Raw genomic sequence first — 15,247 nt, forward strand, 5'->3', positions numbered from 1 at the left:
CCTATGGGTGATATCTTCTATTTCAAAAATATTTGTATAATTATGACATATCAAGGAGGTGAACAAAGGAATTAGCGGATTAGGCAATCATTTGTTTCATCTTGCAGGAACATATTTACCTCATTGATAACCGGCTTCACCTAGTTTCACGTTTTACTAAAAGAAGACCCAAAATTTAAAAACAAAGGAGATCCGACCAATGAAAAAAACAATTCTTTCTGTTGCCCTTGCCACTGCTGTTTCTTCGACACTACCAGTATTCGCTGACGCTGCTGAGCAAAAAACTGCTCCAGTTTCAACAACTATTCAGCAAACTGTGTTAAACAAAGCTGCTGAAGGTAAAGCTGGAACGACAGCTAGTCCTAATGTTAACGTCAATTTCGATGTCCTTGGAATTGCCAATGCAATCATTAACGCAGTAAATGCAAATGCCAACCGTTCTGGATTCGTTAAAGGTGTAATGGAAAGCACATTCTATGCTGCTGGCGGCAGATATAACGTCATGGTCTTTAACCTAAGCCAAAACTATGAAGACCGCTTTAATGGTGTGAAAACTTTCGCTACTGCTAACCTTGGTAATGTTGTTTACGGTATTTGGGTTTTTGAGAGCGGTACATTTAAAAACAACGGCGATGGCGGCTGGGATAACTGGGCATTTAGAGGCTGGTTTGACCGTCAAAATAAATTCGTTACGTTCCACCGTCCTTAATTCTCGCTTTATCCATCAATCATACACGCACATTGGACCGATCTCAGCGATGAGATCGGCTTTTTTATGGTGAAAACGTATAAGTTCACCGCTGCTGCTTCATGATATAATGCAAGTCTGGAGGGGTGCACATGCTGAAAAAACTTGCAGTGACAAAAAACGGCGACTTGATTGAACATGCAACATTGCAGCAGCTTTCAAGCCCTGACATTGCCTGGTATTGGATTGATTTTTATGCGCCAACGGAAAAGGAAGCAGCACTGTTAAAGGAATTTTTTCAGTTCCATCCGCTTGCGATTGAAGATTGCTTCCATTATTTACAGCGGCCAAAGCTTGATTTTTATGAAGGGTATTTATTTTTCGTCCTTCATGCCCTCAATCAAAAAACACTTCGATCTGAAGAAGTCGACCTGTTTGTTGGAGAAAACTATATCGTTACTTTTCATTTGAAGGAAGCACCCTACATTGATCGAGTCATTCGAAAGCTCAAAGGGTCTGATAAAGCGCGAGAGAGCGGTCCAGAGCATATGGCTTATATGCTGATCGACCAGCTCGTCGATGATTATTTTCCTATTATTTATCAAATTGAGGACAGGCTCAATGAAATCGAGGATGAAGAAGGGCATAAAACGTATGGTACATTAATGAACGAAGTATTCGGTATTCGATCCGATTTGCTCAAACTGCGCAGAACCATTATCCCGATGAGGGACCTCTTATATCGAATTGTGAACACGAATATGATGAAAAGCGATGCAAACCGGCAAGCATATTTTAATGATATTTATGATCATCTATTGAAACTAACAGAGATCGTTGAGTCAAACCGTGATATGACAGCCGATTTACGAGACAGCTATCAAACACTAAATTCCAACCGAATGAATGCCATCATGATGACACTGACCATTGTCTCGACGATTTTTATTCCACTCACCTTTATTGTTGGGGTGTATGGGATGAACTTTGATAACATGCCTGAATTACACTGGAAATATGGCTATTTTGGCGTACTGATTTTCATGGGTTTGCTTGTCTCAGGGATGCTTTTGTGGTTTAAACATAAAGGATGGTTTAGGATTTTCAAATAGTTTTTTGAGAGAAGTGCTTGAAAGGGAGATACTATGGAAAACTGGATTCCACTGTCAGACAAAGAACTAAAGTACGCATGGAAAACATTTGATCAAAAGTTTAAATTTAACCCAAGCATTTCTCGCTTTCCCGGTTTTCAAGCACCATCTCCTTACATCACATATGATATCTCTGCTTATTTCGAGGACCCTTCTCTCCTAAGTGCGGATGAAGACCTTGAAAAGAAGGCACTGCTGTCTTTTCAGGAGAATATCACCGGAACCGGCGAATATATGCAGGTACTTGATTGGCAGCACGAATGCTATTGGATCACACCATATGGCTCATTTGAAAAAGATGAATTTGGAGAATGGAGAGTCCCTGTGCTCCCAAATGGGGATTACTATTTCTTTTTATCGAAAGAGATGACCTGGGGTTTACTAGGACATCCTTGGGAGCAAAGCATCACGATTTTCGGTGAGGGCTTGATTGACTCCTTTACTCGTCATCGTCCCCTTTTGTTCCAGCGTAAAATAAGAGAAGGATAAGTCAAAAAGCTTGCAGATGTCTGCAAGCTTCGGATTGTTGACAAAGGGCTAAAATGAACTTAATTTTAGCCCTTTGTCTTCGTTTCAGCGTGATAGAAAACCTTTGCAGTCTAGGAAGGACGAGTACTGGCGCGGAGCGAATTTCACATTCGTGAGCACCAGCACGCAGGACTGACAACGAATGCGAGGGTTTGGCTACACGCTGAAGCTTGCAGATGTCTGCAAGCTTTTTTCTATAGCTGAGGGAGATGCCATACTTTTTCAAGCATGAGATCGTCTAAGCTTTTAAAGGTATATCCTTGTTTTTTTAAAGCAGTGATGGCATCATCAAGTGCCTCGGCATTGTCCCTTGAGACGGTATGAAGTAAGTAAATGGCACCCGGATGCGCCTGTTTCATCATTTGATTGTACGCATACTGTTTTCCTTTTTGATGGTGGATGTGCCAATCTACAAACGCTACTGACCAGAAAACGGTTTGGTAGCCAAGCTGTTTCGTTTCCTTTAGTACCCTTTCACTGAACACCCCGCGCGGTGGACGAAGGTAGAGGTTATCTTGTTTTCCTGTGATTTTGTATACCGCTTCATTGACACGATCTAGCTCTTCTTTGATTTCTTTCGTGCTCTTTGTTGTTAAATCTGGATGGTGATAGGAATGGTTGCCAATAATATGACCTTCCTCTGCCATACGTTTGACGAGCTTGGGCTGGTCCTTTACGAAGTGCCCAGTCACAAAAAAGGTGCCGGGTACTTGATGTTTTTTCAGCACGTCCAAGATTTTGGGTGTGTACCCATTTTCATAGCCATTGTCGAAAGTAAAATAAATCTCTTTCTTTTTCGTATTCCCTAAATAGAAAGCATCATATTTCTTTAAGAGTGTCGTCAGTTCCTTGCCGGCATCTGCTGGCTTGTGCTCTTTGCTTTTAGCAAATCCCCAATGAATCGGCTGATTAGACACGGCTTCTAAGTTTGAAAAAGGCATCGATACAAAAAGCGCACATAGACAGATCAGTATGCATTTTTTCATTTACGTCACTTCCCGGTTTTTCTTCTATTGTGCAGAATATACCGGGTACTCATACACTTTTTCACCTGCCAATTTAAAGAAAAAAGCCCGCATCAGCGCGAGCTATTCTTCCTTCCAATCGGTTTTAAATCGTTCATATTTCGCTTCTAGGTCGTCAATCATCTGGATGAGTCTGTCTATATCCTCAACGTCTGTGGATTCAGGATCTAATGAATCAATCACATTCATAAACATATCTAATCGGTTCTTTAAATAATCAACCTGCTGCTCTTTGCTGTCTGCTGCCTTGCCCATAGATACACTCCCTTTAGCATTTGTTTATAGCTTATCTTTTTTTCCTTTGTAAATCAATTGTGTCCCCTCTTGCGTATAACGGTGATGGGGCTTAAAATTAACTGTTGGCGGGTCTATGTTTGCCCGAATGAAAAGGAGATAGATACCATGAACCAAAAAACAGCACTTCGTCCGATTACACCTGCATTCGACCCTTGGGAAGCCTATCTCGATGTGCAGGATTACGGAGAAATGAAGCTGACAAATATTGAATTGACGACAACGACGTTGTGTAACATGAGATGTGAGCACTGTGCGGTTGGCTATACTTTGCAGCCAAAAGATCCGAATGCACTGCCACTCGATTTACTGCTTCGCCGTTTAGATGAAGTACCACTCTTGCGTTCCCTTAGCATCACAGGCGGAGAGCCGATGCTGTCTCTGAAATCTGTACGGGAATATGTCGTTCCTTTATTAAAATATGCCCATGAACGCGGCGTCCGTACCCAAATTAATTCGAATTTAACACTTGATTTGGCTCGATATGAAGAAATTATTCCATACTTGGATGTCCTACACATTTCACATAACTGGGGAACAGTCGAAGAGTTTGCTACGGTTGGTTTTGCAATGATGGACCGAAAGCCAACCTTTGAGCAGCGCGAGAAATTGTTTAACCGCATGATTGAGAATAGTCAGGCACTTGTGAAAGCGGGTGTAACCGTATCTGCTGAAACGATGCTGAATAAGCGTACGCTTCCTTATATTGAACACATCCATCGTCAAATCGTGGACGAGATGAAATGCCAGCGTCACGAAGTTCATCCGATGTATCCAAGTGATTTTGCCAGCGCCCTTGAATCATTGTCGCTTCCGCAAATGCGGGATGCGATTCATCAGTTGCTCGATGTTCGTGATGAGAACACATGGATGCTGTTTGGCACATTGCCATTTTATTCATGCAGCACAGATGAAGAAGACCAGCGCCTCTTGACTCGATTGCGTCAAGCGAAAAATGTGACAGTACGAAATGACCCTGATGGCCGTTCACGGTTGAATGTGAATATTTTTGATGGGAATATTATTGTGACAGACTTTGGCGATACACCGCCATTAGGAAATATTGAAACCGATACGTTGCAATCAGCTTATACACGCTGGATGAACACAAAATTGGCAAAAGAACTGAATTGTCATTGCCCAAGTGTGCAATGCCTTGGTCCGAATGTTCTTGTGAAAAACAGTTATTATCAAGATGTTGATTTTACTTCTCGTACAGCCAGGGGGTAACCGATAGATGGACGAAACATTTCTGACAGTGGTCAAGAACAAATACATTGAAATTCTCCTTGTTGGCCTCATTCTTTGGCTTGCCGTCTTTATGATCAACAAAGCGCTTCAGATTTTCTTTAAACGAACTGAATTCATTGAAGATAAAAAGAAAAAAACCATTGAGAGCTTGGTCAAATCGGTTTCAAAGTATACAGCTTCCATATGTTTTGTCTTATATGTGATTTCTTTATTCTTTCATGACTTTGGGAAAATCCTTGCGGGGGCTGGTGTGGCTGGAATTGTCATTGGTTTTGGCGCTCAGACCTTGATTCGTGATATTTTAGCCGGCATCTTCCTCATTTATGAACGGCAAATTCATAAAGGTGACTATGTGACGGTCAATAATCTTTTTAACGGAACCATTGAAGAAATTGGTCTCCGGTCTTTGCAAATTAGAGAATGGAGCGGCAAGCTGTTAACCATTTCAAACGGAGACATTCGTCAAATCCAAAACTACAATATGCACTACATGCGAATCACAGAGTCAGTCTTGATCAGCGCAAACCAAAATCCTGACATTGCTTTCAAGGCGCTAGAAACAGCATGTGATCAGTTAAATCAAATGCATCATGATTTACTGAAAAAAGATGAATTCCAAAACGCCATTGAACCTTTTCAGGTTCATGGCATTATGGGGCTCAATAAATTGAATCGCGGGATTGAGATCACCGTAAAAGGAATGGTCGAGGATGAAAAATACTTCGAAGCCGCCCTCGCTGTGCGAAAAGAAATGATCACACAACTTCATCAGCATGATGTGAAATTGCTTGAGGATCTCGTCTATCCACAGCCTGCAAAATAACCTCATTTTGATGGGGTTATTTTTTTGATCACTTTTTGTTAATCAGTTAATTATCATGCATGTAGTTCACTAGATCATTCGGTATGATGAGCTGACTAGACCACATGAGAAAGATGAGACACTCGAACAGCTCGAACACTTCAGCTAAGAAATTCCTTTCATTTCAGCCCTCTTACTTCTATCCTCTTGACTGATTCATGTATAATAGAAAGCAGATTGATTTCATGCAGCATGGGGACCCTCATACTGTGTATTTACTAATTGAAAGAGAGTGAATAAGATGGGTCGTAAATGGAACAACATTAAAGAAAAGAAAGCATCAAAGGATGCCAATACAAGTCGTATTTACGCAAAATTCGGGCGTGAAATCTATGTGGCTGCCAAGCAAGGTGAGCCAAATCCAGAATCAAACCAAGCACTTCGTTTTGTCCTAGAACGTGCAAAAACATATAGTGTCCCAAAACACATTGTGGACCGTGCGATTGAAAAAGCAAAAGGCGGCGCAGAAGAGAACTTCGATGAGCTTCGTTACGAAGGATTTGGTCCAAACGGATCTATGGTGATCGTTGATGCCCTGACCAATAACGTCAACCGCACAGCGTCTGATGTTCGTGCAGCATTTGGGAAAAACGGCGGAAATATGGGCGTCAGTGGATCTGTTGCTTACATGTTTGACCAAACAGCGGTGATCGGTGTCGAGGGGAAAAGTGAAGAAGAAACGCTTGAACTTTTAATGGAAGCAGACATTGATGTACGTGACATTATGGAAGAAGATGAAACAGTGATTGTATACGCTGAACCAGATCAATTCCATCAAGTTCAAGAAGCGTTCAAACAGGCAGGCGTAGAAGAATTTACTGTAGCCGAAATCACAATGCTGCCTCAAAACGAAGTGACATTAGATGATGAATCGAAAGCACAATTTGAAAAACTCATCGATGTATTAGAAGAGCTTGAAGACGTGCAGCAAGTTTATCATAATGTGGATTTAGGAGAATAATCAGCTAAGCCATCGTAGTTGTTGGATTCATTCAACTTCTGCGTTGGCTTTTTTATTGTCTAGGTAAGGTTTACGTTCTACTCAAGACCATGTAATATGAAGGTAGAGTCGTTTCCACAAATAACCAAGGGGCTGAGTTTCATTTTTAAAACATGGTGGTTTTCGTATTATGGCTTTATGATCCTCCCTTTTATTGGCCTATGCTTAATTTTCAACAATTTGACGATATTCACTAAAGTCTTTCTCTTTCTTTTCTTTGTATGGTTTTTATATAACTCCTTTGATTTTTACATTCATGAAATGAAAAAGAAAAAAGATAGGACATCTTAATCAAAAAACAGTCATCTCCCCTTGGTAAGAGGAGATGACTGTTTTTAATTCATCCCTTGAAACCCAAACGTCAGGTGATCCTGAACAGGAATCCAAGCGCCGATTCCTTGTGAGGTCACATTTTTTACGACAAGTTTGCGTTTATTTCCCTTGAGCACAAGATACACTTCTCCGTAAGTAACCTTTCCTTTTTCGTTAATGGCTGGAGCGTATGCATGCAGGGTTGCTGCTTTTTTCGGAGATACGTGGTAGGACTGATCTCGCTTTGTTCCTGCACCAATCACTGTGTCGAAGGCGAGCGGAAGTTTTGTTTTTTGGATGGCTTTTTGCATCATCAATGTTTTCACATCTTCTGGGTTTGGTACTTTTGCTGTGAGCCCTCCACTTACTTTTACTTGTTGCTTTTGCACATATTTGCCGATGGCTGTTTTGTTTCCGCCTCTATTATCAATGTGATTCGTGTTCACTTTTTTGTATTCCCAATTGGCGACGGTTTCGTTTGAATCATAGCTGAGTGCCCATCTTCCAAGAAAAATCGTTGCCCTGTAGCCAACTGCTAGCGGTGTACCTGAGATGCTGGATTCATTCAGCATTTTAATCAAATGTGTATTTTCAATTGGTACACTTGTTGTTTTAAATAATTCGGCCGTCAGCTCGCTCGGCTGGAGCAGCGGTTGATCCTGTGACGCATTTGGATACGTATTTTCCTTTGAGATACTGGCGACAGACGATGGCACCTTAAACGGCTTTGCTGCCTCGGCTGGAAAGCTGTATAGAAAACTTAAGGATAAGAGAACAACAAACATGATGCGGGGCATCTTTTTCATATCATCACTCTTTCTCATTCATTTTTCCATAGTATTTTCCCGAAAGACGTCCCTTATCCACAAAATTATAAAAGGAAAAATCCAATCGCCATAATAAAATAGGCAGCGAGCAATGTAGCACCTTCAAACCAGTTCGTATCCCCATCATTTGAGAGGATGACCGTTAGTAAAACAGAGGATGCCATGGCAATGAGCTCTGGTAATGAGAAGATCAGTGGCATTTGCTTTTCAAAAAACAGAGAGCTGATCACAAGGATCGGTGCGACCATCATGGCGACTTGAAGCGTGGAACCGAAAGCAATTTCGACCGCGACATCCATTTTGTTTTTATACGCCATAATCACAGCAGATGCGTGTTCTGCTGCATTACCGACAATCGCAACAATGATGACCCCGATAAACAGTTCACTCCAGCCAAACTGTTCTCCGACTGTGTCAAATGTATGGACGAGCCGCTCTGAAATATACGCCACAGCAATTGTCGCAAGGAGTAAAATCGCCGTGGCAAACTTCCCCGACCATTCTGGTGTTTCTTCTTCCGTAGCGGCTTCCCCTTCCGCAATTTCTTGCTTGGCAACATAAACACCCCTGTGGCTGACAAGTTTGAAATAGAGTGCTGCGACATAAAGCAAAATCATCACGATGCTAATGCCGATACTTAAAACAAATTGACGATCTTCTGCCATCCCCATGGAAAAGACTTCTGGAATGACAAATGCCACAATAATCGCAAACATAAGCAGCCCAGAGTTATGCCTTGCATCGTGGACGTTGAACTCTTGTCGTTTAAATTTCAATCCGCCAACGAAAAAGGACAGTCCAGCCACGAGCAGTAAATTGCCAATCACTGAGCCAGTGAGTGAAGCAAGGACAATGGCAGTGAGTCCTTGTTTTAATGCAAAAAATGAAATGATTAATTCCACTGCATTTCCAAAAGTAGCGTTTAACAAACCGCCAATTCTTGGTCCCGCTATAATGGCAAGACTCTCTGTCGCTCTTCCCATAAAACTTGCAAGACCGATGATGGCGATACAATAGACGGCGAACATGACAGCCTGCGGGAAATGAAGAAAACTGCCAATTACAGATAATGGAACACCGATTGCGACAATCACAAGAAACAAACGATTCATACAGCCAATCTCCTTTACATCATATCTGACTGTTATTCTTTCGTGAGTGCCGGCATCATATACATTTAGATTCGTTCGTGTGAAAGGGTGATATCGATCGTTCCTTTCACGGATTGCACCATGGAACAATGCTTCAACGCAAGTTTCATTACTTTTTCCAGCTGTTCATCAGAGGTGCTGATGCTTTCAAAGATCATATGTAAATGAATATGAGTGATTTTGTTTACAGTTCCTTCTCTTGTCGTTTCAGGTGTAATGGTCAGCCCTTGATAGGATATTCGTTTTTTTCGGCATACATGAATGACCATTTCTCCAAAACAGCCCGCAATAGCCGAGGTGAACAATTGATACGGCCTGTATCCCGCTTCTTCATTTCCCGAAATAGACAGCTGCCTTTGATCAGCATTTGCGACCCACCGATCATTTTCGTATATCAGCTTCATTCCTTTTCCACCTTTCTATTGAAACCCCTATGGTTCCATTGTACGATGAAAGCATGAACTTGTAAGGAGCTTCTTATGTCGAGAATTCATTTTATGATTTTAATTTTACTTGTATCCGTATCTGGTTTTTCACAGGGAGCGTTACTGCCAGTTATTTCGATTATTTTCGAACATGCCGGCACTTCTCCGACGTTAAACGGACTGCATGCCACCGGCTTATATATCGGCGTGCTGCTTGCGTCTCCATTTATGGAAGCGCCGCTGCGCCGCTTCGGATTTAAACCATTGATCGTCATTGGAGGCGCTGCTGTCTTTTTAAGTTTGTTTAGCTTTGTCTTTATTGAATCTTATGTCGTCTGGTTCTTCTTGCGGCTGATGATCGGCATCGGTGATCATATGCTTCATTTCTCCACACAGACGTGGGTAACCTATGCCTCATCATCTAGAAATCGCGGGCGAAATATTTCATTGTATGGGTTATCCTTTGGACTCGGTTTTGCCGCTGGCCCTTTTTTAACACCACTCATTGAAATCAATCCATCCTTGCCGTTTATTGTGTCTGGTGCAGTTAGTTTGTGTATTTGGCTGCTTGTGTTTGTTTTAAAAAATACATATCCTGATACAGGTGAGATGCAGACGTCAGAGCAGACAAATAGTTTGAAGCGCTTCAAGAAGGCGTTTCAATTTGGCTGGGTAGCGTTTATGATGCCGTTTTGCTATGGCTTTTTAGAAACGACGCTCAATAGTAACTTCCCTGTGTATGCGCTGAGAAGCGGGGTGACGATAGATGCTGTTGCGTTTATTTTACCTGCGTTTGCGATTGGGAGTATTGTTTTTCAGCTTCCTCTCGGGATGCTGAGTGACCGTTTCGGCAGACGACGCATGATTTTAGTTGTGACACTCGTCGGTTCATTCTTTTTCCTTTTAGCAGGGATTTTCATTCAGTCCGTTTTGGCTGTTGCGATCTGTTTCTTTATCGCAGGTATGGCTGTAGGTTCGACCTTCTCACTTGGCATCAGTTATATGACAGACTTATTGCCAAAGCATCTGCTGCCTGCTGGGAATTTGATGTGCGGGATGGCGTTTAGTGCAGGAAGTATTCTCGGTCCGGTTCTTGGCGGATTCTTTGTGCAGACGTTCGAGGGCATGAATTTACTTTACCTTGTCAGCATTGTGATTTTATTTGTGTTTTGCTGTGTTCGATTTGGGCGTACACAGTCAGTGGTCGACACTCCAAACGAATCCATTTCTCATTAAAAACTCCTCTGCACCTATGCAGAGGAGTTTTTTCATCTAGTGATACCCATTTTGTCCATTCGCACTTCCGCTTGTTTTGTGCTTTGGCTGATGGCCTTTGTTTTGTTTTGTGTTGCTTCCGCCTTTTTTCGATTGTTTAGACATTCGGTATTCCCCCATCCGTCAAGATTGAACATGTTCGTTCTCCTTTAGGATGCCCGGATTTCTTCACACCTTGCCTGGTACGATTTTACGCTTATGTAAAAGCGCATTGAGCTCGCCGCCGAGGATGATCATAATGCCGGTTAAATAAAACCAGATCATTAATATAATGATTCCCCCAATGCTTCCGTACATCGCACTATAGTTAGCAAATTCGCCTACATAAAATGAGAATAGCATGCTGACGAGAATCCAGCCAACAGAGGCGAATATGGCGCCCGGCAGCACAAATTTCAATTTCAGCCTGATGTTAGGGGCAAAATAATATAGGGATGTAAAAACAATCAGTAAAATCAGTGGACTAATAATCCATCTCATGGCGGTCCAAATGGTGAGAAACGCATCTGACTGCCCTACTAATTTGGCAACGAATAAACCAAGCTCTTTTCCAAAGACAGGCAGCATCAAGGCAAAAATAATCGTAAGCACCATCGCAATGGTTAAGATGATCGATGTTAAACGTACGAGAATGAAGGAACGATTTTCCTCAACTTCGTAAGCGTGGTTAAATGCTCTGACCACCGCATTAATGCCGTTGGATGCAGACCAGAGTGCCGCAATAATCCCGAATGACAACAATCCGCCGTTACGGTTATTCAGTGTCTCTTCGGCAATGGATTCAATCATGGAAAGCGCTCCCTCTGGCGCATAACCAGAAATGACACTTAGAACATCCTTTGATGTCAGCGGCAAATAACCAACAAGCGTCAGCACGAAGATGAGAAACGGAAATAATGAAAGCAAAAAGAAATACGCAAGCTCAGCTGATTTTGCCGGTCCTTCATGCAGCAAAAAGCGTCCAATTAACGCTTTAACAAAACCCATACGCCTCATCTCCAATGATCAATCTTTCTGTTTCTTTTGAAAGTGATCCTTTGTTTCTTCAATAATCTCTAATACCTTTGGTGTTGTTTCCTTTAACTGATTTACCTGTTCATTCAGAAAAGACAAATCATCTGAGACCGTTCTCATCAATTGCTTCGTTTCTTCCATTTTTTCCTTCACGCAAGCAGACATCCTGCCCGGCTCCAGGCGGTATTCATCCAGCTTTTGCTGGCAGTCATTCCATTTTTCTTTTAATGCAATCCTTGTTGGGCGATGAAATAATGTCAGCAATATGCCGCAGGCTGCGCCTATAACAGCTCCTCGAAGCACGATTTGTTTGTTCTCTTCCATCTCATCTGATCTCCTTTCCGTTAAAGGTGTTTCTCTTTTTTTACATACGTCAAAAAACGATCAATTCCTGTTTCAATTAAATCATGTACTTCCTCAAAGTTCCCAGTGTAATAAGGATCTGGCACATCGTCTCGATCGTCGTCTTCTACAAAGTCAAGAAGACGGCCAATAAAGTGATGTTTTCCATAGCCGGCTAAACTGCGGAGGGCGCCAACATTTTCAGCATCCATCGCAATGATATAGTCGTATGTGGTGATATCCTTATCCATGATTTGTCTTGCAGTCATTCCTTCATAGCTGATACCCTTTTCATCAAGCAGCTTTCGTGTTCCTTCATGCGGAGGACTGCCTTGATGCCAGCCACCAATGCCTGCTGAATCAATCACAAAGTGTTCACTCAGCCCTTCGTCTTCGACTCGTTTTCTAAACATCGCCTCTGCCATCGGTGACCTGCAAATATTGCCGAGGCATACAAATAATACATGAATCATCCTTCATTCTCCTCCTATCTTTTCCCTAAGAGTCCCTTTGGAAAACCTTTTCTCTATCATATCAAGCCCTTTTTCTTTTGGAAACTTTGCAAGAAAAACTCCCATCGGCATTGACAAATTACACAAAAACAGGAGAAACTTTAGGAGAATTACACAAACAAAGGGGGACATTAGATGGGAATCATTGAGCAATTTGTCACGACGATGAACAATTTTTTGTGGGGGCCTCCCCTGTTGATTTTAATTGTTGGTACTGGAATCTACCTCACCTTTCGCATCCTCTTCATTCAAATTAGATTACTTCCTTATTCTTTAAAGCTCGCTTTTTCAAAACAAGACAAAACTTCAGAGGGAGATATCTCCCATTTCCAAGCATTAATGACGGCTCTTGCTGCAACTGTCGGTACAGGGAATATCGTCGGTGTTGCCTCAGCTGTCATTGCAGGTGGTCCTGGTGCAGTATTTTGGATGTGGTTTGCTGCATTTTTCGGGATGGCCACCAAGTTTGCAGAAGCTGTTCTTGCTGTAAAATACAGGGTCAAAAACGAAAAAGGCGAAATGTCTGGCGGCCCTATGTATTATTTAGAGCACGGGTTAAAACAGAAATGGCTAGGGGTGCTATTTGCTGTTTTCGGTGCCAGTGCTGCCTTTGGGATCGGCAACCTGGTACAGTCTAATTCCATCTCAGGCGTCATGAATTCTACTTTTCAAATTCCAACATGGGTGACAGGTATCATCATTACCGCCTTTACGGCACTCGTGATTTTAGGCGGAATTAAAAGTATCGGCCGAGTGACATCTATTTTTGTACCAGTCATGGCTTTATTTTACGTCATTTGTGGTCTGATCATTCTTGTCATGAATGCTGATCTTGTTCCAGGCGCAGTTGGGCTGATTTTTTCAGATGCCTTTACAGGTCAAGCCGTAGCAGGTGGTGCGATTGGAACCGTCATTCGCTGGGGTGTCGCGCGAGGCGTCTTTTCCAATGAAGCTGGTCTTGGATCAGCACCAATTGCTGCTGCGGCTGCGAAAACGGATATGCCTGCCCGTCAAGCGCTCGTCTCTATGACACAAGTGTTTATTGACACCATCATTGTTTGTTCTATCACTGGCATTACGATTGTCATGGCAGATATGTATTTAACAGAAAAAAGTGATGCGCTGACTTCGTTATCCTTTGCTCACTTCCTCGGTCCAGCTGGCTCAACCATCGTGGCAATCGGGCTGCTCCTGTTTGCTTATTCAACCATCATTGGCTGGTCCTATTACGGGGAAAAATGCTTTACATATTTGGCGAAGGATTCGTACGTCATGTATTATCGTATCGTGTTTGTGATAGCTGTCTTTTTCGGTGCCGTGTTTAAGAATGACTTCGTCTGGGGCGTAGCAGATATGCTCAATGGACTGATGGCCATTCCAAACTTAATTGGACTCATCGGTTTATCAGGTGTTGTGGTGTTTGAATCCAAACGAATCATTGATAAGATCAAAGAGGAGAAAAAGGAAAAAAACATTTCAGTGTCGTCATAATAGCCCTTTTATTCTTTTGCTTTTCTGTTAAAATAGACATATTATTCGACACATGCAGGAAAGGACGTGCCGCCCTTGTCACAGCAAAAAGCGGCTGAAGTCAATCAGCTGATTGAAGACATTTCGCAAAAGCTCAATATGCTGAATATTGGAGTCATCAAAGCAGAAGACTTCAGTCCAGATAAGTATGAAGATATTGAATTTCTTCACCAAATGGTGATGAAAAAATCTTCATTCAGCCCAAGTGAAATGCAAGCCATTGCAAGCGAGCTGAAAAGCTTAAGAAAATAATCGTGCACCTGATACTGAATTGCGGTTGACGCCGCTTTCTTATATCCATGCACAGAAAAAGCCAGCACCTCGCAAGGTGCTGGCTTTTTTTATCCTGTCAAAACTACTTATTTTGCAAGCAGTTTTAATGATTCACGGTTAAATGCTGGAATGTCATCAGGTGTACGGCTTGTGACAAGCTGATCCTGACAAACAACGACTTCTTCATCTTTGAATTTGGCGCCTGCGTTTTCCATATCTACTTGAATGGATGTATAGCCGGTCGCGCCTCTTCCTTCCAGCGTCTTCGCTGTAATAAGCAATTGCGGTCCATGACAGATCGCAAATACTGGTTTTTTCTCGTCCATAAAGGCTTTTGTGAATTGCACGTAGCGATCATCCGCACGCAGAATGTCTGGTGAGAAGCCGCCAGGAATCAGAAGTGCATCGAAGTCTTCTGGTTTCACGTTATCGATAGACGCATCGACTCTTACTTCTGCCTCTCCTTGCTTTCCTTTCACTGTTTTTCCTTTTTCGTTTTCAATCACTGTGATCTCATGGCCTGCGTCTTTAAAGGCTTTTGCAGGCTCGGTGAATTCAACATCCTCAAAGTAATCTGTTAAGACAACTGCAATTTTCTTACCCATGTAGAAACCCTCCTGCTTGATTATCGTTTACACTACACACTATACCCCCGCCAATTGAAATCAAACATCCTATCCCTATGAGAAAACCCCCTTTCAGAAAAATAAGCATTTAGACTCATTCACATTCCCTTAACAAGGTAATTCGTATGATTTATGTTATCTTTACAATAATCTGCAAAAAA

18 protein-coding genes are annotated in these 15,247 nt (G+C 42.2%); 9 read left to right on the forward strand and 9 right to left on the reverse strand.

The genetic code is table 11. The annotated features are described in order from the left end of the window. Positions 1-199: 199 nt before the first annotated feature. From LCD34_RS15460 to LCD34_RS15470, 3 genes are all read left to right on the forward strand, one after another. The gene (locus LCD34_RS15460; RefSeq protein ID WP_050827060.1) at positions 200-709 is read left to right on the forward strand and encodes a hypothetical protein; all 510 of its coding nucleotides are present in this window, start codon (positions 200-202) and stop codon (positions 707-709) included. A gap of 131 nt (positions 710-840) precedes the next feature. After that, entirely contained in the window at positions 841-1,800 is a 960-nt protein-coding gene (gene corA / locus LCD34_RS15465; protein WP_007496624.1) for a magnesium/cobalt transporter CorA, read from the forward strand. Positions 1,801-1,833: 33 nt separating this feature from the next. Then, complete coding sequence (locus LCD34_RS15470; RefSeq protein ID WP_017366835.1) at positions 1,834-2,328, forward strand: DUF2716 domain-containing protein; 495 nt, start codon at positions 1,834-1,836, stop codon at positions 2,326-2,328. Positions 2,329-2,561: 233 nt separating this feature from the next. Here LCD34_RS15470 and pdaA read toward each other — a convergent pair whose 3' ends face one another. Beyond that, a complete protein-coding gene (pdaA, locus tag LCD34_RS15475) occupies positions 2,562-3,353 on the reverse strand; it encodes a delta-lactam-biosynthetic de-N-acetylase (protein ID WP_039168013.1) in 792 nt (263 codons plus the stop codon). 102 nt (positions 3,354-3,455) lie between these two features. Beyond that, positions 3,456-3,647: an SE1561 family protein gene (locus tag LCD34_RS15480; protein ID WP_003218031.1), complete on the reverse strand. Its 192-nt coding sequence runs from the start codon at positions 3,645-3,647 to the stop codon at positions 3,456-3,458. 147 nt (positions 3,648-3,794) lie between these two features. Here LCD34_RS15480 and yfkAB point away from each other — a divergent pair, with 147 nt between their 5' ends. From yfkAB to LCD34_RS15495, 3 genes are all read left to right on the forward strand, one after another. Beyond that, positions 3,795-4,916 carry a radical SAM/CxCxxxxC motif protein YfkAB gene (gene yfkAB, locus LCD34_RS15485; protein WP_017358799.1) on the forward strand — a complete coding sequence of 374 codons (1,122 nt, stop codon included), beginning with the start codon at positions 3,795-3,797 and terminating at the stop codon, positions 4,914-4,916. Positions 4,917-4,923: 7 nt separating this feature from the next. Then, the gene (locus tag LCD34_RS15490) at positions 4,924-5,760 is read left to right on the forward strand and encodes a mechanosensitive ion channel family protein (RefSeq protein WP_025206933.1); all 837 of its coding nucleotides are present in this window, start codon (positions 4,924-4,926) and stop codon (positions 5,758-5,760) included. Between the two features lie 280 nt (positions 5,761-6,040). Next, entirely contained in the window at positions 6,041-6,760 is a 720-nt protein-coding gene (locus LCD34_RS15495) for a YebC/PmpR family DNA-binding transcriptional regulator (RefSeq protein WP_052321017.1), read from the forward strand. A gap of 374 nt (positions 6,761-7,134) precedes the next feature. Here the strand turns inward: LCD34_RS15495 and LCD34_RS15500 are convergent, their stop codons facing one another. From LCD34_RS15500 to LCD34_RS15510, 3 genes are all read right to left on the reverse strand, one after another. After that, positions 7,135-7,917, reverse strand: a complete 783-nt coding sequence (locus LCD34_RS15500) for a YfkD famly protein (RefSeq protein ID WP_017366830.1) — start codon at positions 7,915-7,917, stop codon at positions 7,135-7,137. Positions 7,918-7,982: 65 nt separating this feature from the next. Next, on the reverse strand, positions 7,983-9,050 hold the full coding sequence (gene cax, locus LCD34_RS15505; RefSeq protein WP_017366829.1) for a calcium/proton exchanger: 1,068 nt from the start codon (positions 9,048-9,050) through the stop codon (positions 7,983-7,985). 65 nt (positions 9,051-9,115) lie between these two features. Continuing rightward, complete coding sequence (locus LCD34_RS15510) at positions 9,116-9,493, reverse strand: OsmC family protein (RefSeq protein WP_058214339.1); 378 nt, start codon at positions 9,491-9,493, stop codon at positions 9,116-9,118. A gap of 75 nt (positions 9,494-9,568) precedes the next feature. Here LCD34_RS15510 and LCD34_RS15515 point away from each other — a divergent pair, with 75 nt between their 5' ends. Continuing rightward, the gene (locus LCD34_RS15515; protein WP_224559714.1) at positions 9,569-10,750 is read left to right on the forward strand and encodes an MFS transporter; all 1,182 of its coding nucleotides are present in this window, start codon (positions 9,569-9,571) and stop codon (positions 10,748-10,750) included. Positions 10,751-10,957: 207 nt separating this feature from the next. On the opposite strand, the gene LCD34_RS15520 is transcribed toward LCD34_RS15515, so the two are convergent. The 3 genes from LCD34_RS15520 to LCD34_RS15530 are packed head-to-tail and all read right to left on the reverse strand — an operon-like array spanning position 10,958 to position 12,618. Further along, entirely contained in the window at positions 10,958-11,776 is an 819-nt protein-coding gene (locus tag LCD34_RS15520) for a YihY/virulence factor BrkB family protein (protein ID WP_008341753.1), read from the reverse strand. An 18-nt stretch (positions 11,777-11,794) separates the two neighbouring features. After that, a complete protein-coding gene (locus LCD34_RS15525) occupies positions 11,795-12,127 on the reverse strand; it encodes a hypothetical protein (RefSeq protein ID WP_224559715.1) in 333 nt (110 codons plus the stop codon). A gap of 20 nt (positions 12,128-12,147) precedes the next feature. Beyond that, the gene (locus tag LCD34_RS15530) at positions 12,148-12,618 is read right to left on the reverse strand and encodes a low molecular weight protein-tyrosine-phosphatase (RefSeq protein ID WP_008341755.1); all 471 of its coding nucleotides are present in this window, start codon (positions 12,616-12,618) and stop codon (positions 12,148-12,150) included. Between the two features lie 174 nt (positions 12,619-12,792). On the opposite strand from LCD34_RS15530, the gene LCD34_RS15535 reads away from it, so the two are divergent. Then, positions 12,793-14,148, forward strand: coding sequence for an alanine/glycine:cation symporter family protein (locus LCD34_RS15535; RefSeq protein ID WP_076822848.1), 1,356 nt, complete (start codon positions 12,793-12,795; stop codon positions 14,146-14,148). A gap of 75 nt (positions 14,149-14,223) precedes the next feature. Continuing rightward, positions 14,224-14,439, forward strand: a complete 216-nt coding sequence (locus tag LCD34_RS15540; RefSeq protein WP_008341757.1) for a DUF1128 domain-containing protein — start codon at positions 14,224-14,226, stop codon at positions 14,437-14,439. 107 nt (positions 14,440-14,546) lie between these two features. On the opposite strand, the gene LCD34_RS15545 is transcribed toward LCD34_RS15540, so the two are convergent. Next, positions 14,547-15,065 (reverse strand): type 1 glutamine amidotransferase domain-containing protein, encoded by a 519-nt coding sequence (locus LCD34_RS15545; protein ID WP_007496591.1) that lies wholly within the window; start codon positions 15,063-15,065, stop codon positions 14,547-14,549. Positions 15,066-15,247 lie beyond the last annotated feature (182 nt).

This window comes from Bacillus sp. RAR_M1_44, from assembly GCF_020165935.1.
GTDB lineage: Bacteria > Bacillota > Bacilli > Bacillales > Bacillaceae > Bacillus > Bacillus altitudinis.

Coding starts and splice junctions, on each gene's coding strand:
- LCD34_RS15500 (WP_017366830.1), bottom strand. CDS start 7,917: ATGAAAAAGATGCCCCGCATCATGTTTGTTGTTCTCTTATCCTTAAGT.
- corA (WP_007496624.1), top strand. CDS start 841: ATGCTGAAAAAACTTGCAGTGACAAAAAACGGCGACTTGATTGAACAT.
- LCD34_RS15495 (WP_052321017.1), top strand. CDS start 6,041: ATGGGTCGTAAATGGAACAACATTAAAGAAAAGAAAGCATCAAAGGAT.
- LCD34_RS15525 (WP_224559715.1), bottom strand. CDS start 12,127: ATGGAAGAGAACAAACAAATCGTGCTTCGAGGAGCTGTTATAGGCGCA.
- LCD34_RS15545 (WP_007496591.1), bottom strand. CDS start 15,065: ATGGGTAAGAAAATTGCAGTTGTCTTAACAGATTACTTTGAGGATGTT.
- LCD34_RS15510 (WP_058214339.1), bottom strand. CDS start 9,493: ATGAAGCTGATATACGAAAATGATCGGTGGGTCGCAAATGCTGATCAA.
- LCD34_RS15535 (WP_076822848.1), top strand. CDS start 12,793: ATGGGAATCATTGAGCAATTTGTCACGACGATGAACAATTTTTTGTGG.
- pdaA (WP_039168013.1), bottom strand. CDS start 3,353: ATGAAAAAATGCATACTGATCTGTCTATGTGCGCTTTTTGTATCGATG.
- LCD34_RS15515 (WP_224559714.1), top strand. CDS start 9,569: ATGTCGAGAATTCATTTTATGATTTTAATTTTACTTGTATCCGTATCT.
- LCD34_RS15520 (WP_008341753.1), bottom strand. CDS start 11,776: ATGGGTTTTGTTAAAGCGTTAATTGGACGCTTTTTGCTGCATGAAGGA.
- LCD34_RS15460 (WP_050827060.1), top strand. CDS start 200: ATGAAAAAAACAATTCTTTCTGTTGCCCTTGCCACTGCTGTTTCTTCG.
- LCD34_RS15470 (WP_017366835.1), top strand. CDS start 1,834: ATGGAAAACTGGATTCCACTGTCAGACAAAGAACTAAAGTACGCATGG.
- LCD34_RS15490 (WP_025206933.1), top strand. CDS start 4,924: ATGGACGAAACATTTCTGACAGTGGTCAAGAACAAATACATTGAAATT.
- LCD34_RS15480 (WP_003218031.1), bottom strand. CDS start 3,647: ATGGGCAAGGCAGCAGACAGCAAAGAGCAGCAGGTTGATTATTTAAAG.
- LCD34_RS15530 (WP_008341755.1), bottom strand. CDS start 12,618: ATGATTCATGTATTATTTGTATGCCTCGGCAATATTTGCAGGTCACCG.
- yfkAB (WP_017358799.1), top strand. CDS start 3,795: ATGAACCAAAAAACAGCACTTCGTCCGATTACACCTGCATTCGACCCT.
- cax (WP_017366829.1), bottom strand. CDS start 9,050: ATGAATCGTTTGTTTCTTGTGATTGTCGCAATCGGTGTTCCATTATCT.